The following is a 20,014-nucleotide window of genomic DNA, read 5'->3' on the forward strand; positions in this document are numbered from 1 at the left end:
ACAGCAGGAGCTGCACTAGCGGTACCGGCGCCTCCCAGCGCCTTGTCGATGGTCTCAAAAATGGGCCACCATGAAGGGTCCACGAGGTTCTTGTCCTTCTGGTAACGCTCGTACTGTTCTTCAACGAACCATTCGTTACCGGCAAATTCCTCAGGCACCAGATGTTCTGGCAGATTTGGCACGTTAAACGCCTCTTCCAATTAGTGTGAATTTATCCGTCGCGTCCGGGACTCTCCCCGGCATAGACGACCCGCGTCTTCGAGGGGCGAATCATCACGCTGAGCATGTGCGCATCGCCTAAGATGATGGCCGTATGTGCGGGGTGTGCACCGTACAAACCTGCCTAGCGTGCCGTGAACGTCGGGGTTCATCCGCTTGCATGGCGGCACACTCATGCTCCTATGTATAAGTGTAAAGAGAAGCACGGTGAACTTTCCAGCTCATCGCGCTATATCCGCAATGCAATTTTTCACTCTTACGGATTAGCAATGAGCCGCGTGCGCAACAAGTACTGTCTTGCACTTGTGAGCAGGCACTCTACAGCACCGGGAAGAGACGAAACCTTCGCTAAAATATGGGGTATGGATGACCCTTTGAGTAAGACTCTGACTACTAGCCAGCGCAGGATACTGCCCGCGTACTCTGCACAACACGGCACTGTAACACCCAAAAACACCACCTCCGATGCTCAGCATCTGGACAGCCTGACTGCGGGGCTACCCCGCCAAGCCCAAGGCGCCGCACACCAGCCGATGGAGGCGGTGGCTGAGTGGATCTGATTCTCTTACTCATCGGCCTGCTCCTCATCCTGGGCACGGGCTTCTTCGTTGCCGTAGAGTTCTCACTCGTGGCACTCGAAACCGCCACCGTGCAGCAGGCAAAGGACTCCGGCGATAAATCAGCCGACGCCGTCCTGCGCTGCCTCAAAACCCTCTCCACTCAGCTGTCCAGCTGCCAGATCGGCATCACCATCACCACGCTGCTGACCGGTTACACCCTCGACGCCGCCATCAAGGCGCTCACCACCGGCGCCATCAGTAGCCTGGGTCTGCCCACCAGTGTGACCGACGTACTCACCCTGGTGCTGGCGATGCTCATCGCAACCCTGCTCTCCATGGTCGTCGGCGAACTGCTGCCCAAGGGCCTCGCTATCGCCGAACCCTACGATGTGGCGCGTCGAGTCGCCCCCGCGCAGCTGGCATTCACCCGCGTCATGTCCCCGCTCGTGCGCATCATGAACGGCTCCGCCAACTGGATCCTCGGACGCTTCGGCATGGAAGCCAAAGAAGAACTCTCCGCGGCACGCACCCCCGAAGAGCTCTCCTCCATGGTGCGCCGCTCCGCAGAAGAAGGTACCCTCGACTCCGACGCGGCACGCTTCGTGGACCGCACCCTGCGATTCTCCGAGCTGACCGCCTCCGAAGTCATGACCCCGCGCGGTCAGGTCGCCATGCTCGAAGACACCGCCCCCGTTGCCGAAGTCATCAAGCTGGCACGCTCCACCGGCCACTCCCGATTCCCCCTCTACAAGGGCGACCACGACAACATCGTGGGTGTCGTACACGTGAAGAAGGCAGTCGGCGTGCCTCCGGAGGTGCGCGAAACCCTCGAGGCCGGCGCCCTCGCAGAAGACGTGCTGCAGGTCCCCGAAACCCTGCACCTGGATGCGCTGCTCACCCAGCTGCGCCAGGGTGCCCTGCAGCTCGCCGTGGTCCTCGACGAATACGGCGGAACCGCGGGCATCGCAACCCTCGAAGACCTCGTCGAAGAAATCGTCGGCGAAGTCTCCGACGAACACGACCGCGGCCGCACCGAACGCCCCCTACGCTACGGCAACGGCGACTGGGTGTTCTCCGGCCTGCGCCGCCCCGACGAAATCAACGCGCTCATCCCCGGGCTCGAGGTTGAGGAAAGCCCCGAATACGAAACCGTCGGCGGCTTCATGATGGAACGGCTCGGCCGCATCCCCGAAGTAGGCGACAGCGTCCCCGTACCCGGCGGCACCCTGCGCGTCGACACCCTCGAAGGCCGCCGCGTGGACCGCATCCGATTCACCCCCGCACCTAGCGCACAGGAACAGACCGAGAAGGGAGGCAACGCATGAACGACTGGGTAGCCATCGCACTGCTCGTCATCCTGCTCGCCGGAAACGCCTTCTTCGTCGCCGGTGAATTCGCCATCATGTCCACCCGACGAGCACAAATCGAACCGCTCGCCGAAGAAGGCAATAAGCGAGCGCAGACCGTCATCTACGCGCTAGAGAACGTCTCGCTTATGCTCGCCACCTGCCAGCTGGGCATCACCATCTGCTCGCTGCTGATTCTGAACGTCTCAGAACCGGCGCTGCACCACATGCTGGAGGTGCCCCTGCACCTGGTCGGCCTGCCCCACGCGATCGTGGACGTAATCGCCTTCGGTATCACTCTGATCCTGGTCACCTACCTGCACGTGATCTTCGGCGAGATGGTTCCCAAGAACGCCGCCGTGACCCTCGCCGCCCGCGGTGTGGCTCTCTGGATTGTGCCGACCCTGGTGACCTTCTCCAAGATTTTCGCCCCCGTGGTCGCCCTGCTGAACAACCTGTCCAATAAGCTGCTGGCGCTCATGAAGGTCGACGCAAAGGACGAAGTCGCCTCCACCTTCACCCTGGGCGAGCTGCAGACCATCGTGGCAACCTCAACCGCAGAAGGCACCGTGGAAGACGACGCCGGCGTGATTGAAAGCGCCCTCGAATTCACCGAGAAGGACGTCTACGAAATCATGGTGCCCGGCGATAAGCTCGTCACCCTGCCCTTCGGCAGCACCCCCGCCGAACTGGAACGCGCCGTGGCACGCAGCGGCTACTCCCGCTTCGTCATTACCGACAGCGACGGAACCTACATGGGCTACCTGCACGTGAAGGACGCCCTCGCCATCGCCCCCGAGCGGTTCGACGAGCCCTTCCCCTGGTACAAGCTACGTTCCCTGGACACGCTCACCCCGACCACCGATATTGACGATGCGCTCGCCTCCATGCAGCGCAGCCGAACCCATATCGCGCAGGTTATGGATGAGCAGGGCGTAACCCTCGGCGTGGTCTTCCTCGAAGACGTGCTGGAGGAGCTTGTCGGCGAAATCAACGACACCACCCAGGACGCGGTGCGTGAGCGTGTACGCCGACAGCAGGCGCGCGAAGCCCAGTAATAAGCCCAGTAGCCGCATCGTGAGATATCCCGAATAAAACAGGGAAATCTTGAACACACAGCCCGCCCGGTGCCCTCGTCACGGAGGGCGCGGGGCGGGCTGTTTTGCGGTCAAAAACGGCTTACGGATGCACCCAAGGGGCACTCTCAGACGGCGGGATGAAGCGGCAGTATAAAGTAGCGGTGGGGGAGCGCAGTAGGCTGAGCTAACTATCCCTGTTGCATAAGCTACTAACAGGGAAAAGGGTTGCCTAACAGCACCCAAATGACAACAATAAAGAGTTGTTTATACGGGTGTGCGCATGATGTAGTTAAGGAACCTACAGACTAGAACGAACCGAAAGAGAGCTCTCATGTCGCACCCGAAGATCACCCGCAAGCACTTCCTCACCGCAATGGGCTCACTCGCAGCGTCCTCCCTGCTGCTGGCAGGCTGCGCAACCGAGAACAGCCCCTCCTCCGGTTCGTCCTCCTCGGCTGGCTCCAACAAGGGCAAGGTGAAGGTCGTCGCCTCCACCGACGTCTACGCAGACATCGCCAAGCAGGTTGGCGGCGACTACATTGAGGTCACCGCGCTCATCGCCTCCACCAGCACCGACCCTCACTCCTACGAAGCCACCAGCGCCGACCGCCTCAAGGCAAAGGACGCATCCCTGATCGTCATCAACGGCGCAGGCTACGACCTGTTCCTCGAAGACCTCGCAGGCAAGGACAACGCCTCCCAGAAGATCGTGAACGCGGTCAAGGTCAGCGGCAAGCTCACCGACGCCGAATACACCCACCTGGTCGAGGACCACCGCGGCGGCGAACACCACGAAGACGGCGGCGACCACGCCCACGCACACGAGTTCAACGAGCACCTCTGGTACGACTTCGAAACCATGAAGAAGGTCGCCCAGAAGATCGCTGAAGAGCTCGCAGGCCTCGACTCCGCACACGCTGAGGCGTTCCGCACCAACGCATCCACCTTCTCCAAGGAACTGGACGCACTGGACACCACCGCCAAGGCAATCGCCGGTGAAGGCAAGAAGTACCTGTCCACCGAGCCCGTGCCGGACTACCTGATTTCCTCCACCGGCGCAGAGAACGCAACCCCCAGCGAATTCGCTGAGGCGGCAGAAGCCGGCAACGACGTCCCCGCACTCGTCCTGAAGGAAACCAAGGACATGATCACCGAGAAGAAGGTCCAGCTGCTCGCCTACAACGAGCAGACCTCCACCTCCCAGACCAACGAGGTGCTGCAGGCAGCTAAGGACGCCTCGGTGAACTACGTATCCTTCACCGAAACCCTGCCGGAAAACACCAACTACCTGGCATGGATGAAGACCAACGTCAGCAACCTCGAAAAGGCGCTCTCCTAAGTGACTGACAACAATAACGGTGCCGCCCCCGCGATTTCCATTCGCGGGGGTAGCCTCGCTTTCGGGGCCCGCACCCTCTGGAAAAATCTAACCCTCGACATCGGCGCAGGCGAATACTTCGCCGTGCTCGGACCCAACGGCTCCGGCAAGTCCACCTTCCTCAAAGTCGTTCTCGGCTTGACCGGACTCAACGCCGGCGAAATCTCCGTGCTCGGCAAACCCGCACGTCTGGGCAACGCCGGCGTCGGCTACGTACCGCAGCAGAAGTCCATCCCCACCTCCACCCCGATGCGCGCCCGCGACCTCGTGGGACTTGGCGTGGACGGGCACCGCTGGGGCATCCGCCTGCACGGCCGCAAATACCGCGCCAAGGTTGACGAGCTCCTCGAAGCCGTTGGCGCGACCGAGTACGCGAACGTGCCGGTGGGGCTGCTCTCCGGCGGTGAGCAACAGCGTCTGCGTATCGCCCAGGCGCTCGCGAACGACCCGAAGATTCTGCTGGCTGACGAGGCGCTACTCTCCCTGGACCTCAACCACCAGTACGCGGTGGCTGAGCTGATTCACCGGTTCAACCGTGAACGCGGCGTGGCGGTGGTGTTCGTGACCCACGAAATCAACCCCATCATTGAGCATGTGGATCGTGTGCTCTACCTGGCGAACGGTCGTTTCACGGTCGGGTCGGTGGAAGAGGTCATGACCAGCGAGACTCTCACCTCCCTGTACGGAACCCCGGTGAGCGTGCTCAAGTCTAATGGCCGTTACGTGGTGGTGGGTGAGACTCACGCCAGCGACCACTGCCATATTGAGGGCACCGACCAGAACATTCACGGTTCCCACCTGAAGTCTGGTCTCTCCGAACCGCAGCGCACTCTACACATTCCGGGAGGAAGCACTCGATGACCATTCTTGCTTCCTTCCCCGCTCTGGCACCGGTTGCCGCCGCGCAGAATGATTTGCTCTCCCGTATCTTCGTTTTTGACCGCTACGGCGAGCTGTTGCAGATGCTGCAGAACTCTATTTTTGCTGGTGCTGTGCTGGGCCTTATCGGTGGTTTCGTCGGTATTTTCGTGATGATGCGCGACCATGCCTTTGCGGTGCACGGCGTCTCTGAAATGTCTTTCGCGGGTGCAGCCCTTGCCCTGTTGCTCGGCTATGACGTGGTGACCGGATCTATGGTCGGTTCGATTGCCTCGGCTTTGCTGATTGCCTTTCTGGGCTCTAAGGCGAGTAACTCGAACTCGGTCATTGGTGCGCTCATGCCGTTCGGCCTGGGCTTGGGTATTCTCTTCCTCTCCCTGTACCAGGGCCGTAGCGCGAATAAGTTCGGTCTGCTGACCGGTCAGATCGTGTCCGTGGATGCCGACCAGCTGCACACCATGATTATTGGTGCGGTGGTTATTATTTCCCTGCTGGTGATGGTGTGGCGTCCGCTGAGCTTCTCCTCCCTGGACCCGGAGGTCGCTCGCGCTAAGGGTGTGCCGATGCGCTTCCTGTCCCTGGTGTTCATGGTGATTCTGGGTATTGCTGTGGCGCTGTCGGTGCAGGTGGTCGGTTCGCTGCTGGTGCTGGCGCTGTTGATTACTCCGGCGGCTGCGGCGATGCAGGTAACGGCTTCTCCGGTACGCACCCTAATCCTGTCGGTGCTGTTTGCGGAGGCGTCCATTGTGGGCGGTATTCTGCTGGCTCTTGCCGGTTCGCTGCCGATTAGTCCCTACGTGACCAGTATTTCCTTCCTGATTTACGTGGTGTGCCGTGTGATTGGTGGCGTGAAGCGCCGCCATAGCGCGTCGGGCCGCCAGCTGGCTGAGAAGGCATAAGACCTATAGAAAGAGCCCCACCTCGGGAATGAGGTGGGGCTCTTTCGTTGTCGTGCTGTGTTAGCGCTATGGGTCATGTACCCGGTGCGCAATGCGGGCTCAACCTGTGCGGCGTTGTGTTGCCTTGTCCAGATGCCCTGTGTGTCGTGCTGTAGCGGCGTCGAAGATCTTTAAAGACGCCCTCTCTTTGTTCCTCCAGAGAAGGATCCTCTCCGGTGAAGGAAAGCCCCTCAGCAGGTGAGGGGTGCGGCCTAGCCTGCAACGTTAGCGTGCAGCGCCGCCCTGCGATTCTTCCTCGCGACGTGCCAAAGTGCAGTCCGGGCAGTAACCGGTCACTTCAACCACGTGCTCCAGCTCCGAGAAGCCGTGCTGCTTACCCATAGCCAGTGCCCAGTCCTCAAGGGCGGGTGCTTCCAGCTCAATGGCGGTGCCGCATCGGCGGCAGAGCAGGTGGTGGTGATGGTCCTTTACCTGGCAGTGGCGGTACAGGGTCTCACCCTCAACGCCCTTGACCGAATCGAGCTCACCGGCGTTAGCCAGCGACTGCAGCACACGGTAGGTAGTTGCGAGAGAGACCTGTTCCTTGCGGTTCGCGAGGGTCAGGTGCAGATCCTGTGCTGAGATGAAATCGCCGAGCTCTTCCATGGTCGCCTTGATGATGCGACGCTGGCGGGTATTTCGGGCTTCGGCGGGCTTCGTAATTCTCCGTACGGGAATATGAGTGTCCATTGCTGAACCTTTCGGGGCGGAATCCGTCCCATTGTGTGGTCGATCTTGTCTTACGACTTTACACTAGAGGCGTTCAAAAGGTGGCTGATTTGCGGCTTATCTCAAAAGTTGAAGCCGCCGCCGGGCGGGTGTGGAGGTTCGCGGTAGACTAAAACTATGAAGATGACGAAGTACACCCACTCATGTATCCGCCTTGAGAATGAGGGGCGCACCCTCGTTCTTGACCCTGGCAATTTTGCTGCTGAAGGTGAGCATGCCACCGCGCTGGAAGGCGCCGATTACCTGTTCGTGACCCACGCGCATCCGGATCATTTTGATGGCCCGTCGGTGCTGCCGCTGATTGCTCAGCGTGCCGAGTCGCAGACCCCGTTGAAGATTTGGGCTCCCGAGGCTGTCGCCCAGGTCATTAAGGAGGCTGTGCCCGCTGCCGAGGTTACCGTTGTTTCCTCTGATTCTGAGTTCAGCATCCCCGGTTTTGAGGTGAAGACCTACGGCGGTCAGCACGCCCTGATTCACCCGCTGATTCAGACCATCGCCAATGTCGGTTACTTGATTAACGGTGTCGTGTACCACCCGGGTGACTCGCTGGTGGTTCCTCACCGCGTGCGTGCGAATACCGTTCTGGTGCCGATTCACGCGCCCTGGTCGAAGGTTCAGGAAGTCATTGATTTTGTGATTGCGACCGGCGCTCAGCGTGTGGTTCCGATTCACAACGGCATGATTAACGCCAACGGCACCGGCATTATTGAGGGCTTGGTGACGAACTTCGGCGCGAAGTACGGCACTGAGCTGAAGCACCTGAACCCCGGTGAGAGCATTGAGGTTGAGGCGTAAGCCTGACCGTTGAGCTTCAAACGCGCCGATGACGGCGCATGAAGGAGAGTATTGTGAGCACGATTTTTACCAAGATTATTGAGGGCGAGATTCCCGGCCGCTTCGTCTGGAAGGACGAGCACTGCGTCGCCTTCCTGGACATCATGCCCCTGTCGGAAGGTCACCTGCTGCTCGTTCCCCGCGCTGAGGTCGACCGTTGGCCCGATCTGCCGGCTGAGCTGGCAGCGCACCTGTTCGCTGTGGCGCACAAGATTTCTGGTGCCCTGGATCAGGCGTTTGATAAGGACCGCGTGGCTCTGATGATTGCGGGCTTCGACGTTCCGCACACCCACATCCACCTGTTCCCGGCTGACGGCATGGCTGATTACGATCCCGCTAACGCGAAGAAGGATGCGACCGCCGAAGAGCTGGATGCGGCCGCTGAGAAGGTGCGTGTTGCCCTGCGCGAGCGCGGCCACGGCGAGTTCGTGCCGGAGGCGTAAGCGCCCTTTACAGCGCGTATAAACATGACAGCGCGTATAAACACGAAGGAGCCGCCCTCTACACAACAGTAGAGGGCGGCTCCTTCGTTAATATATCCCGTTGCTATATCCCGGTATGGGAGAAGCTTAGTGCTTTTCAGCCTTGGAGATCTGGTCAGCCAGGTCCTCGGGGGAGAGGTTAGCGGAGGAGAACTCGGGGGTCAGCGGCAGGTGCAGCTGCAGGCCGGTACCGGGGCAAATCTCGACCTTTGCGGAGCGCAGCTTGAAGTCGACCACGTGGCCGCCCTGAACGCGCTCATCATCGATAAAGTGGGCGTGGCAGCCGGGCACCGAGATGCCCTGCTCGTAGATCGGGGTGCGGAAGCCAACAATCGTGCCGGTTACGTTATCGAACTGGACAATGTCCTCATTCTCGGTGGCCGCAACCATCTTCGGGTAGGGCTTCTCCTGCTTGATGACGGTGCGGGTGCGGACCCATTCGAACTCGCCGTAAATCTTGATGGCGTACATGTAGTTCTTGGAGACGGTGAAGTCATCCAGAATCTGCGAGGCAGACTTACGGAGTAGGTTCTGCGGTAGTTCGCGCTTAATCATGGGCACGAAGTTGGTGACCACGGCGTAGGGGGTCTGCTGGCGCAGGTCGGGCAGAGACACGGAACCGTCGTGGCGTACCTGGTAGCAGACGCCGTCGAGGACGACCATTTCGCCGTCGAGGCCGTTGAAGGTACCCACACCGAAGTTGCCGTGGCTCAGGAGCTCACCGATGGTCATCTCGCCATCGTAGATGCCGTCCAGCAACTGGGACATGAGGCCGGTCTGAAAAACTTCGTTACGGAAAACAGTTTCACCGTTTAGGATGGTCGGCTGATATGCCATGAGATTTCTCCTCGTTACAGTGGATGCGGCGTCAGACGGGTCGGTCGGTCATCGGCGATACTCGCCCCAGCAGATGCCTAAAAGATGAGGGGCGGCGGGGAGAACACGGCGTGTGATGTCGTTTCTCTAGGAATTCGTAGGTGACGCAGGCCGGGCGCACGCACTTTCATTGTACGCCCGCCTCTGAACATACCTACCAGTCAGCGGGCCAGCATCTTAGGATATGACCTCTAGAACGCTGAAAGCAGTCATCTGAACAAGGGCATAAAAATAGACTGGCGTTCCCTCCGGTTGCACGACAAAAAGGGAGGGAACGCCAGCACCAACAGCTTAGCCCTTAGAGCCGCTCTAAGCGCAACTAAGATACACGAGGCTCATATAGGAAGAAAAATATTAGACACGAACCGTCACCAAAATAGTCCGGTGAGCCTGCGCCCCGTAGAAAACCAGTAGAAACCGCTCAGAATACACAACAACGGCCTATACGCTCCCCAAGGAACGTATAGGCCGTTGCCTGCTATCTAGAACTTACCCCAGAACCCACCCCGCAACTTATCTCAGTGCGGGTGCTGGGCAAAGCCCAGAAGGAAAGATGAGACGCCAGCGAATTAGACGCCAGTGAATTAGACGCCGTAGTACAGCTGGTACTCAAGCGGGTGCGGAACCAGCGAGAGCGGCTCCAGCTCGTTCTTACGCTTGTAGTCAATCCACGCCTGAATCAGGTCCTCGGTGAAGACGCCGCCCTCGAGTAGGAAGTCGTGGTCAGCCTCCAGAGCAGCCAGAGCCTCCTCCAGGTTAGCCGGAGCCTTCTTGATGTCCTTAGCCTCTTCAGCGGGCAGCTCGTACAGGTCCTTGTCGATCGGTGCCGGCGGCTCGATGCGGTTACGGATACCGTCCAGACCAGCCATCAGCTGAGCAGCAAACGCGAAGTAGGGGTTAGCGGAGGGGTCCGGTGCGCGGAACTCCAGGCGCTTAGCCTTCGGGTTGGTGCCGGTAATCGGGATGCGGATACCGGCGGAACGGTTACCCTGCGAGTACACCATGTTGATGGGAGCCTCGTAGCCGGGAACCAGACGCTTGTAAGAGTTCACGGTCGGGTTGGTGAACGCCAGAACAGCGGAGGAGTGCTCAATCAGACCGCCAATGTACCAGCGTGCGGTGTCAGAGAGGTTAGCGTAGCCGCGCTCATCGTAGAAGAGGGGCTCGCCGTCCTGCCACAGCGACTGGTGGCAGTGCATACCGGAGCCGTTGTCACCGAACACGGGCTTGGGCATGAAGGTCACGGACTTGCCCCATGCGTCTGCAGTGCCCTTGATGACGTACTTGAACTTCAGCAGGTCGTCAGCAGCCTTGGTGAGGGTGTCGAACTTGTAGTTGATTTCTGCCTGGCCAGCTGCGCCCACCTCATGGTGGCTACGCTCAACCTCAAGGCCAACCTCGTCCATTGCTACGCACATTGCGTCACGCAGGTCAGCCTGCTTGTCGACGGGGGAGACGGGGAAGTAGCCGCCCTTGACGGGGGTTTTGTTGCCCAGGTTGCCGCCCTCTTCCTTGCGGCCGGTGTTCCAGGGTGCCTCATCGGAGTCGATCTTGTAGAACACGGAGTTCGGCTCGACCTGGTAGCGGACGTCCTCGAAGACGAAGAATTCAGCCTCGGATGCGAAGAATGCGGTGTCTGCAATGCCGGTGGACTGCAGGTACGCCTCGGCACGCTCAGCGACGCCGCGGGGGTCACGGTGGTAGGGCTCGCCGGTGCGGGGGTTCACGATGGAGCAGATGATGACCAGGGTCTTCTCAATGCGGAAGGGGTCAACGTACGCGGACTGAACGTCGGGGATCAGCTGCATGTCGGACTCTGCAATGCCCTGGAAGCCGCGAATGGAGGAGCCATCAAAAAGCTGGCCGTTGACGAAGAAATCGTCATCAATCGCCTTAGCGGGCAGGTTGAAGTGCTGCTGCACGCCGGGCATGTCGGTGAATCGGATATCAACGAAGACTACTTCTTCGTTCTTGATAAAGTCGAGAACTTCCTGGGGGCTGGTAAACATGAGGACTGCTCCTTGTTCGACTGACGGTGCAGGAGGGTATCTTCCCTCATCACATTCAGTCTTTGGTTTAGTTTTTGGCCGCGGGCAAAACCCTGTGACATATCAAGCATAGTGGTTATTTTTTGCGCGTGCGTGACTATCGTGTTTCGGTAATGTTACAAATCCTGGAAAGGAGTTACATCTTGGTTGTCTTACGACACACAGCGCAGATGCTAACGCCCTCTAATAAAGCTCTAGTAAAGCCAACATCAATGCCAGCAACGCAATAACCGGGTATAACAAAAGGCCCCGGCCCTCCCCCCACGGGAAGAGCCGGAGCCTTCAAAACCTTATATCAGCGTCTCGCTTAGCGGCCGCGCATCGCACGACGGTCCGGGCGAGCACGCATCGGGTCAACACCCTTCGGCAGACCATTCATCGGGTTACGCATAGTGTTCAAGGTGCTCAGACGACCAGAAACAACCTGCATCTCCTGCTGAGTTAGAGCCTTCGGCAGCTTATTCATGGTCTTCACAACGTCCTTGAGCTCAACCTGACCCTCATCGTGACCGGTCTCAATCACGTGAACCGGCACACCGGGAGCCACACGAGCCAGGTGCTTCTTCTCAGTGTTCACCAGCGAGTTCACACGGCTGTGAGGGCCCTCGGTCACCAGCACAATACCGGGACGGCCCAGCGCACGGAACACCAGATCCTGGTTGCGGTTCGCAGCAACAGGCTGCTCCTCAACAATCCAACCGCGGCGCACCGAGTTCATCGCCGCACCACTACGACCGGGCTGGTTCTCAATCTGAGCAAAAGCCGCAGTCTGCGCGCGGCGACCCAGCAGAAGCATCGCCACAATAGCGGCAACGCCCAGACCCAGAATCAGGAAAGTAATCCAGTTACCCAGGGCAATACCGATGAGGAGGAAAACCAAAAGGGTACCCAGAGCCGACAGACTCAGAATCCAACCGATATTCGGGTCGGACTTCTTGGTCATCTGGTAGACCTGCTTCATCTGGGCGAAAGTGCCCGGAGTGCGTTCCTTCTTCTTTTTCTTCTCTTCGCGCTTATCTGCCACGATTCTTCCTCGGCTGGTTCTTCCGCGGCCCCGAGAAGCGCCTCAAACGCTCACGGAACCATAGTGACGTAACGATGCAGTGTATGCCTGCAATTTTTCTAGTTTACCCTACCCGCACAAGGGGCGGGGCATAAGGGGAGGCTCCCCGAACACCGGATGAACACCGGGTTCGAGGAGCCTCAACGCTCTCAGCAAGATTCTGAAAAGGCTTAGTAGCCCGCAGCCACCAGGGAAGAGGCTTCCTGCAGGGCTGCACCCTCACCCTCAATGTGGGCAAGGTTCTCAGGGATCGGGTAGCCGTTCTTACGCATTGCACGAGCCCACAGGCGACCTGCACGGTAGGACGAGCGAACCATCGGGCCCGCCATAACGCCAGCGAAACCAATCTCCTCAGCCATGTTCGCAAAATCCACGAACTGCTGCGGCTTCACCCAACGCTCAATCGGGTGGAAGAGCGGGCCGGGGCGCAGGTACTGGGTGAGGGTAATGATGTCACAACCAGCATCGTGCAGATCGCACAGCGCCTCGTAAATCTCCTCGTCGGTCTCGCCCATACCCAGAATCAGGTTGGACTTGGTGACCATGCCGCCTTCCTTAGCCTGGGTAATAACATCCAGGGAACGCTCGTAACGGAACGCCGGGCGAATCTGACGGAAGATACGGGGGACGGTCTCCAGGTTGTGCGCGAACACCTCAGGCTTCGCGTCAATCACCTTCTGAACATGCTCGGGAACACCCTTGAAGTCGGGGACGAGCATCTCAACGCCGGTGTTCGGGCACATCTTGTGAATCTGACGGGTAGTCTCTGCGTACAGCCACGCACCGCCGTCTTCCAGATCGTCACGAGCAACACCGGTCACGGTTGCGTAACGCAGACCCATGACCTTCACGTTCTTAGCAACCTTGAAAGGCTCAGCGTAGTCAACAGCAACAGGCTTGCCGGTCGCAATATTGCAGAAGTCGCAACGGCGGGTGCACTCGGAACCACCAATCAGGTAGGTTGCCTCACGGTCTTCCCAGCACTCGTAAATATTGGGGCAGCCAGCCTCTTCACACACGGTGTGCAGGCCCTGACCGCGAGCCAGCTCGCGCATCTCGTTGTATTCGGGGCCAACAATAGCCTTGGTCTTAATCCAGTGAGGCTTCTTCTCAATGGGAACCTCAGCGTTGCGGGCCTCCACACGCAGTAGCTTGCGTCCTTCAGGTGCGGTGCTCAAAAGTCTTCTCCTTGGTCTAGATGTGCCCTCTGTGCAGGTGGGCCATCTTCTATTTTACGCCCGCTCAGGCGTAGGTGAAACTGGTTTTCGTATATGACGAACAAAGCCGGACGCGTTACGTGTACGACCCGTTCGATGCTTCTTGACTGCGTCTAACCCTGCGTTTAGTCCTGCGCCGCAATGGGCTCGAAAGACTCTGCCAGGCGGTCCTGGTACTTCAGAAGCTCTGCCTCCAGCGGCTCCAAAATATCGGCGGGGGTGACGGTGCGGCCCAGCTGCTCCGAAATAGTGGTAACACCCGCATCGCTAATGCCGCAGGGAATGAACTGCTGGAAAGGTGCGGTGTCGTTGCAGCAGTTGATTGCGAAGCCGTGCATGGTGGTGTTACGCGAAACGCGCATGCCCAGTGCCGCGATCTTCTTGTCCTGGGTGATGCCGTCGCCCAGGATCCACACGCCGCTACGGCCCTCAACGCGCTCACCCTTAATGCCCAGACCAGCCAGGACGTTAATGATGATTTCCTCGACGATGCGCACATACGCCACCACGTCAATGGGCTCGGGCAGACGCAGAATCGGGTAAGCAGTCAGCTGGCCGGGGCCGTGCCAGGTCAGCTTGCCGCCGCGGTCAATCTTGACGACGGGGGTGGACTTGTCTGCGGGGTACTCGTGGTCTTCGGTGCGTTTACCGGCAGTAATCACTGCCTCGTGCTCAAGTAGAAGAATCGTATTCTGGCGGGTGCGGTTAGCCACCTCATCGTGGATGCGGTACTGCTTGTCCAGGCACTCAACATAGTTCACATAGTTCGGGGCGAAGCCCACGCGTTCAATCGTCACAGACATACTTTCTACCTTAGTACTGCTGGTGGAGGGAAGAAAATTAGGGCGCCCTGAATCACGTGATGAGCGAACACGTCGGAATGTTACGTGAGGGTGTGCTCAAGGGGAGGAACGGTGAATAAGCAGATAAATACCTGAATTAACCTTTGGGGTCCTTTGGAGCATTTGAACTATTTTAGAGTGCTTAAAGATATTGTTTGATGTAATTTGATAACATGATGGTATGAGAAGTAAAGAAGCACACGTTCTGGAAAGCATCGCCAACCCGGCTCTGCCCACCCTGCAGATTGTTGAGTACCGGGGTGGAACAACCGCAAGTACACCCACTGAGAGCGCACCCGCCGTACGTTCCGTGCCCTCCGCGCACCCCGAACGCTACACCCTGCGCACCATTTCTCACCCCGCCCCGCCAGCTCCCTCCGCCCAGCTGGCTCCTGCCGCGCCCACTCTGCGCGCGGCAGCCAACGGGTACGGATTCGAGGAAAACACAGATGCATCCGCTCAGCGGCACGCCCAGACCCCGCAGGTAGCCGCCGCCCTGCGTAACGCGCCCGGACTCGCCAAGCTCCACGCCGTTACTAGTGAGAGCGCCGATAGCGCCGATCAGCTGTGCCTCTGGTACGAGCCCCTCGACGCGGGCACCCTCGACAAGCTCCTGAGTGCTCGCACCCTGACACCCGCCGAGCTCATGACCCTGGCACGAACCCTGCACCGGGCGCTCGGTAGCCTTAAAAAGGCAGGGGAGGGGCGCGCCGAGCTGAGTGCCGAATATATTGCTCTGAGCGCCGCCGGAGTGCCCAAACTCCTTCTGCCCGACGCTGTCTATTGTGAGACGGACTCTCTAGACACGGATCAGCTCACTGCCGCTCGGGGTAACTACGCACGCTCCACAGCGGCCCTGCTCTGGCAAGCCGCCTGCGGGCACGCGCCGGAACCCTCCACCGCCCGCGTACCCCTCTCACTGCGAATGGATTCACAGCGCATGGGAGCGGTCGGTACTGCAACCGATGGGGCACCCAGCAGCGAATGGATTGAGCGCCTCGGCAGAGCCCTCGAATACCTGCTGAACGCACCCGCCCAGGAGGCGGCGCTCGCAGGGCTCAGCTCCGTGGTCGCCCTGGCGGAGGAGGTGCCGCCTCGCCCGCTCAATGTCTACCTGAGCTGTTCAGAACGAGCCCGCGCCCTCATTCCCGCAGCTGTGGAGCCCGCGCCGGTACAGAAGCTCTCAAAGGCGCAGAAGGCGCAACGCTACCTGGCAGAGCATCTGCCTCGCGTGAAGAAGCCAGCAGTTGCCGCCGACCCTAAACCGTTAAGCCCCGCGTCGAGCTCCGCATTGAGCCCTGCAAAGAGTGCACCCGCTCCGAAGAATGCAGATGCCGCAAAGAACGCAGAAGCGACAGGAACATCCCGCCTTGCGGCGCTACGCGGTGCTTTCGCCCGCCCCTCCGCGCGCCTGGGGCTCGCCGCGCTCGCACTGGGGGCTATCGCGCTGCCTCTCGGGTTCACCCTCTACGGGCAGAACGCTCCGGCAACGGCGCAGCCCGTATCCGCTCAATCCGTGAACACTGCGGGGGAGCAGGAGCCCGGCGGCACGGAAACACAGGATACAGCCGCACAGGATCAAAGCGCACAGGATCAAAGCGCACAGGATCAGAGCGCGCAGGGCGATCAGATTCTACGAGCCCTCATCGACCAGCGAAACCAAGAACGCCGTGCCCGAGGCGGCGCAGAGCTCACCGTCGACACCGCCGAAGAACTCAGCCGCGACAGCGAGAACATCCGCGTGATGGCGGTAGTCTCCGCGCCCGGCTACCGCGCAGATAAAACCGAGCGGGAAGCCCGCAAACTCAACGAAGAAAACGGCGTCACCCGCCAGAAAGTCATCTTCGACCTGCACCGCGGGGAGAAAGGCTGGGAGATAGCCCGCGCCGAACCCGTCCCTGCATAGCCGATGCCGTATAGCTAACACCGTATAGCTGACGCTGCAGAAACGCGGGCACAACAAAAGCGGCGGCCCCACCCACCGAAGTGGATGGAGCCGCCGCCTTTTTGCTCACTGTCCGGGAAAACCCGGAGAGCTACACTCAGTTACCCATCAGGGCACCGCCACAAGGAAACTTCCTTGAATCTATGCAGGTCTTAGAGGCCCAGCTCAGACTCGAAGTTTGCCTCCTCCAGGCGGGTCTTGAGGGTGTGCAGGAAGCGACCAGCGTCCGCGCCGTCGACCACGCGGTGATCGTAGGTGAGGGACAGGTAGCACATGGAGCGGATAGCGATAACGTCGTTACCATCAACATCCTTAACAACCATGGGGCGCTTCACGATGGAACCGGTGCCGAGGATTGCAACGTTCGGCTGGTTGATGATCGGGGTGTCGAACAGTGCACCGAAGGAACCAATGTTGGTGATGGTGAAGGTCGAACCCGACAGCTCCTCGGGGGAGATGTCGCCGGTACGTGCACGGCCACCCAGGTCGCCAATAGCCTTTGCCAGGCCAGCAATGCCCAGGTCAGAAGCGTTCTTGATGACGGGAACCAGCAGACCCTTGGGGGTGTCCACAGCAATAGCGATGTTCTCGGAGCCGTGGTAAGTGATCTGCTTGTAGTCTTCGGTCATGGAAGCGTTCAGAGCGGGGTGCTGCTGCAGAGCCTCAGCGGATGCCTGGACGAAGAAGGGCAGGAAGGTCAGCTTAGCGCCCTCACGAGCAGCGAAGCCGTCCTTAGCCTTTGCACGCAGCTGAACGATGCGGGTCACGTCAACCTCGGTGACCTGGGTCAGCTGGGTGGAGATGTCCAGGGACTCACGCATACGCTTTGCAATAACCTGGCGGATACGTGCGGTCTTCTCGACGGTGCCACGCTTGGGGGAAACCTCGAAGGTGTGCGGTGCCTTTGCGGAACCAGCAGCCGGAGCAGCAGCTGCAGCGGGTGCAGCAGCGGCGGGAGCAGCGGAACCCTTAGCAGCGATAGCAGCCTGAACATCCTGCTTGCGGATGCGACCACCAACACCGGTGCCCTTGACGGTGGACAGGTCGATGCCGTTGTCCTTAGCGAGCTTACGGACCAGCGGGGTCACGTATGCTTCGCCCTCAGCAGCTGCCGGAGCGGCAGGTGCAGCGGGAGCTGCAGGAGCAGCCGGAGCAGCAGCGGGTGCTACAGGAGCTGCAGGAGCCTCAGCAACCGGAGCGGGAGCAGCCGGAGCAGCCGGTGCAGCAGCAGCGGAAGCGTCGCCGATGATAGCCAGAACCTGGCCAACCTCTGCGTCCTCATCCTCGGGGATGCGGATCTCGAGCAGGGTACCTGCTACGGGGGAGGGAACCTCGGTGTCAACCTTGTCGGTGGAAACCTCAACCAGGGGCTCGTCAACCTCAACCTGCTCGCCAACTTCCTTCAGCCAGCGGGTAACGGTGCCCTCGGTGACGGACTCGCCCAGTGCGGGCAGCAGAACCTCAGTGCCGGAAGCGGAGCCAGCGGCGGGAGCAGCCGGAGCAGCAGCGGGTGCTGCGGGAGCCTCAGCAACCGGAGCGGGAGCTGCGGGAGCAGCAGCTGCGGGAGCAGCCGGAGCAGCAGCGCCGGAACCGTCGCCAATGATAGCCAGAGCAGCGCCAACCTCGACGTCCTCGTCCTCGGGGACGAGAATCTGCTCAACAACGCCTGCTACGGGGGAGGGGACCTCGGTGTCAACCTTGTCGGTGGAAACCTCAACCAGGGGTGCGTCAACCTCAATGGTGTCGCCGACCTCAACGAGCCAGCGGGTAACGGTACCCTCGGTCACGGACTCGCCCAGTGCGGGCAGTACTACGGTGTGGGACATAATCTTTCCCGTTCTCCTTGTGAATGCTTGAACTAGAAAAATGTGAGCGGCGACCCGGATGCGCGCCGCATGCGTCGAAACATGTCGACGCGCATCCGGATAGGGGCGTTGTTCAGCGGATACGCCCGGCAACCGCTAACGACCAACGGTCGTCAATACTAAGCTGACGCGCTAACGCCAGTCAGCAAAATTTATGCGCTGTGCAGCGGGGTGCCGTTCAGGACCATTGCAGCCTCACCCAGGGACTCGTTCTGAGTCGGGTGTGCGTGGATGAACTTAGCGACGTCCTCGGGGAATGCTTCCCAAGCAACCCACATCTGAGCCTCACCAATCTGCTCACCCATGCGCTTACCAATAGCGTGAACACCAACGATGGGGCCGTCCTTCTGGCGGACAACCTTCACAATACCGGTAGCACCGAGGATAGCGGACTTACCGTTACCAGCCAGGTTGTACTCAGCGGTCTCAACGTTCTCAGCGCCGAACTTCTCCTTAGCCTTGGGCTCGGAGTAACCAACGGAAGCAATCTCCGGGTCACAGAAGGTGACCTTGGGGATGTTGATGTCCTCAACAACGGTGGGGTTCAGGCCAGCAATCTCTTCTGCAACGAAGATACCCTGCTGGTAACCGCGGTGAGCCAGCTGAACGCCGGGGACGATGTCACCAACAGCGTAGATGTTGCCCACACCGGTGTGCAGACGCTCGTTAGCCAGAACGAAGCCGCGATCCATGGGGATGCCCTGCTCCTCGTAGCCCATGTTTGCGGTGTTCGGGCCACGACCAACAGCAACCAGAACGATCTCTGCCTCGAAGACCTTGCCGTCAGCCAGGGTGACCTTAGCACCGTTAGCGTCCTGCTCAACCTTCTCGAAGAGGGTGCCGGTGTTGAACTTGATGCCGCGCTTCTTGAACGCACGCTCCAGAACCTTGATAATTGCCGGGTCCTCGTTGGGAACCAGGTTCGGCAGGCCCTCGATGATGGTGACGTCAACGCCCATAGCGTTCCACATGGATGCGAACTCGCAACCAATCACGCCGCCACCGAGCACGATAGCGCTCTTGGGCAGGTAGTCCATCTCCAGTGCCTCAGTGGAGGTCAGAACGCGACCCTCAATGGGCAGACCGAAGGTCTTGGAGACCGAGCCGGATGCCAGGATAATGTTCTTACCCTTGTACTCAACACCACCGACGGTGATGGTGTCCTGAGCGGTCAGCTTACCCTCGCCGGGGATAACCTCTACGCCCTTCATCTTCAGCAGGCCTGCAAGACCCTTGAACTTACCGGAGACGATGCCGTCCTTGTAATCGCGAACCTTGCCCATTTCGATGGACTGCAGCACAGCGTTAACGCCAACCTTGGACGCCTCGCGTGCCTCTTCTGCCAGCTCAGCAGCGTGCAGGTACGCCTTGGTGGGGATACAGCCGGTGTGCAGGCAGGTGCCGCCGACCTTTTCCTTCTCGATCAGGCCGACGGTGAAGCCTAGCTGGCGTGCGCGAATAGCTGCAGAGTAGCCAGCGGAACCGCCGCCGAGGATGAGGATGTCGAATTCTTGAGCCACGATATTGCTCCCTTGCATAGTTGTTGGGGCTAAAACCCCTGCAATGAGTTCTTTACCAATTTATTGGTAGGTTCCCCAGCATGCGCGAAAGGCCCGCGACTCACAAAAATCGCGCGCCCCTCCGCGTACGCAGAAAAACACTTAATACAACAATACCCCCGTTGAAGGTCGTTTAAGTTCACTCAGGGCGGTTT

The 20,014-nt window shown here is 59.8% G+C and carries 16 protein-coding genes and 1 pseudogene; 8 read left to right on the top strand and 9 right to left on the bottom strand.

What is annotated here, in order from left to right:
• Window positions 1-182: 2-oxoglutarate dehydrogenase E1 subunit family protein (locus tag HMPREF2712_RS09155; protein WP_246828679.1), on the bottom strand; the 182-nt coding region annotated here is incomplete at its 3' end.
• Between the two features lie 587 nt (window positions 183-769).
• Between HMPREF2712_RS09155 and HMPREF2712_RS05735 the strand changes: the two genes are divergently transcribed.
• The 5 genes from HMPREF2712_RS05735 (at window position 770) to HMPREF2712_RS05755 (ending at window position 6,360) form a co-directional block, all read left to right on the top strand.
• Window positions 770-2,104, top strand: a complete 1,335-nt coding sequence (locus HMPREF2712_RS05735) for a hemolysin family protein (protein WP_070819485.1) — start codon at window positions 770-772, stop codon at window positions 2,102-2,104.
• Entirely contained in the window at window positions 2,101-3,183 is a 1,083-nt protein-coding gene (locus HMPREF2712_RS05740; protein WP_070819486.1) for a hemolysin family protein, read from the top strand. The genes HMPREF2712_RS05735 and HMPREF2712_RS05740 overlap by 4 nt, the downstream gene beginning before the upstream one ends.
• Before the next feature lie 352 nt (window positions 3,184-3,535).
• Window positions 3,536-4,543, top strand: coding sequence for a metal ABC transporter solute-binding protein, Zn/Mn family (locus HMPREF2712_RS05745; RefSeq protein ID WP_070819487.1), 1,008 nt, complete (start codon window positions 3,536-3,538; stop codon window positions 4,541-4,543).
• Entirely contained in the window at window positions 4,544-5,443 is a 900-nt protein-coding gene (locus HMPREF2712_RS05750; RefSeq protein WP_070819488.1) for a metal ABC transporter ATP-binding protein, read from the top strand.
• A complete protein-coding gene (locus HMPREF2712_RS05755) occupies window positions 5,440-6,360 on the top strand; it encodes a metal ABC transporter permease (RefSeq protein ID WP_060824572.1) in 921 nt (306 codons plus the stop codon). Before HMPREF2712_RS05750 ends, HMPREF2712_RS05755 begins: the two co-directional genes overlap by 4 nt.
• Window positions 6,361-6,624: 264 nt before the next feature.
• Here the strand turns inward: HMPREF2712_RS05755 and HMPREF2712_RS05760 are convergent, their stop codons facing one another.
• On the bottom strand, window positions 6,625-7,089 hold the full coding sequence (locus HMPREF2712_RS05760) for a Fur family transcriptional regulator (protein WP_049342169.1): 465 nt from the start codon (window positions 7,087-7,089) through the stop codon (window positions 6,625-6,627).
• A gap of 156 nt (window positions 7,090-7,245) precedes the next feature.
• Between HMPREF2712_RS05760 and HMPREF2712_RS05765 the strand changes: the two genes are divergently transcribed.
• Window positions 7,246-7,923, top strand: a complete 678-nt coding sequence (locus HMPREF2712_RS05765; protein WP_070819489.1) for an MBL fold metallo-hydrolase — start codon at window positions 7,246-7,248, stop codon at window positions 7,921-7,923.
• 53 nt (window positions 7,924-7,976) lie between these two features.
• Window positions 7,977-8,405 (top strand): HIT family protein, encoded by a 429-nt coding sequence (locus tag HMPREF2712_RS05770; protein ID WP_044150314.1) that lies wholly within the window; start codon window positions 7,977-7,979, stop codon window positions 8,403-8,405.
• Window positions 8,406-8,531: 126 nt separating this feature from the next.
• Here HMPREF2712_RS05770 and budA read toward each other — a convergent pair whose 3' ends face one another.
• From budA to lipB, 5 genes and pseudogenes are all read right to left on the bottom strand, one after another.
• Window positions 8,532-9,281 carry an acetolactate decarboxylase gene (gene budA, locus HMPREF2712_RS05775; protein ID WP_049352570.1) on the bottom strand — a complete coding sequence of 250 codons (750 nt, stop codon included), beginning with the start codon at window positions 9,279-9,281 and terminating at the stop codon, window positions 8,532-8,534.
• A gap of 623 nt (window positions 9,282-9,904) precedes the next feature.
• Window positions 9,905-11,329, bottom strand: coding sequence for a type I glutamate--ammonia ligase (glnA, locus tag HMPREF2712_RS05780; protein WP_005508615.1), 1,425 nt, complete (start codon window positions 11,327-11,329; stop codon window positions 9,905-9,907).
• Between the two features lie 346 nt (window positions 11,330-11,675).
• Window positions 11,676-12,392 carry a DUF4191 domain-containing protein gene (locus HMPREF2712_RS05785; protein WP_005505470.1) on the bottom strand — a complete coding sequence of 239 codons (717 nt, stop codon included), beginning with the start codon at window positions 12,390-12,392 and terminating at the stop codon, window positions 11,676-11,678.
• A 209-nt stretch (window positions 12,393-12,601) separates the two neighbouring features.
• Window positions 12,602-13,609: a lipoyl synthase gene (gene lipA / locus HMPREF2712_RS05790; protein WP_049347251.1), complete on the bottom strand. Its 1,008-nt coding sequence runs from the start codon at window positions 13,607-13,609 to the stop codon at window positions 12,602-12,604.
• A gap of 164 nt (window positions 13,610-13,773) precedes the next feature.
• Window positions 13,774-14,463 (bottom strand): annotated as a pseudogene (gene lipB / locus HMPREF2712_RS05795) (lipoyl(octanoyl) transferase LipB); the annotation flags it as partial.
• Window positions 14,464-14,671: 208 nt separating this feature from the next.
• Here lipB and HMPREF2712_RS05800 point away from each other — a divergent pair.
• Window positions 14,672-16,396, top strand: a complete 1,725-nt coding sequence (locus HMPREF2712_RS05800; RefSeq protein WP_070819490.1) for a peptidase — start codon at window positions 14,672-14,674, stop codon at window positions 16,394-16,396.
• 191 nt (window positions 16,397-16,587) lie between these two features.
• On the opposite strand, the gene sucB is transcribed toward HMPREF2712_RS05800, so the two are convergent.
• Together sucB and lpdA are read right to left on the bottom strand one after the other, a co-directional pair.
• Complete coding sequence (gene sucB, locus HMPREF2712_RS05805) at window positions 16,588-18,261, bottom strand: 2-oxoglutarate dehydrogenase, E2 component, dihydrolipoamide succinyltransferase (RefSeq protein ID WP_070819491.1); 1,674 nt, start codon at window positions 18,259-18,261, stop codon at window positions 16,588-16,590.
• A 191-nt stretch (window positions 18,262-18,452) separates the two neighbouring features.
• A complete protein-coding gene (gene lpdA / locus HMPREF2712_RS05810) occupies window positions 18,453-19,838 on the bottom strand; it encodes a dihydrolipoyl dehydrogenase (RefSeq protein WP_049337822.1) in 1,386 nt (461 codons plus the stop codon).
• Window positions 19,839-20,014 lie beyond the last annotated feature (176 nt).

The organism is Rothia sp. HMSC064F07, from assembly GCF_001837265.1.
Classification (GTDB): Bacteria; Actinomycetota; Actinomycetes; order Actinomycetales; family Micrococcaceae; genus Rothia; species Rothia mucilaginosa.

Coding starts and splice junctions, on each gene's coding strand:
- HMPREF2712_RS05740 (WP_070819486.1), top strand. CDS start 2,101: ATGAACGACTGGGTAGCCATCGCACTGCTCGTCATCCTGCTCGCCGGA.
- HMPREF2712_RS05745 (WP_070819487.1), top strand. CDS start 3,536: ATGTCGCACCCGAAGATCACCCGCAAGCACTTCCTCACCGCAATGGGC.
- HMPREF2712_RS05755 (WP_060824572.1), top strand. CDS start 5,440: ATGACCATTCTTGCTTCCTTCCCCGCTCTGGCACCGGTTGCCGCCGCG.
- HMPREF2712_RS05760 (WP_049342169.1), bottom strand. CDS start 7,089: ATGGACACTCATATTCCCGTACGGAGAATTACGAAGCCCGCCGAAGCC.
- HMPREF2712_RS05765 (WP_070819489.1), top strand. CDS start 7,246: ATGAAGATGACGAAGTACACCCACTCATGTATCCGCCTTGAGAATGAG.
- budA (WP_049352570.1), bottom strand. CDS start 9,281: ATGGCATATCAGCCGACCATCCTAAACGGTGAAACTGTTTTCCGTAAC.
- glnA (WP_005508615.1), bottom strand. CDS start 11,329: ATGTTTACCAGCCCCCAGGAAGTTCTCGACTTTATCAAGAACGAAGAA.
- HMPREF2712_RS05800 (WP_070819490.1), top strand. CDS start 14,672: ATGAGAAGTAAAGAAGCACACGTTCTGGAAAGCATCGCCAACCCGGCT.
- sucB (WP_070819491.1), bottom strand. CDS start 18,261: ATGTCCCACACCGTAGTACTGCCCGCACTGGGCGAGTCCGTGACCGAG.
- lpdA (WP_049337822.1), bottom strand. CDS start 19,838: ATGCAAGGGAGCAATATCGTGGCTCAAGAATTCGACATCCTCATCCTC.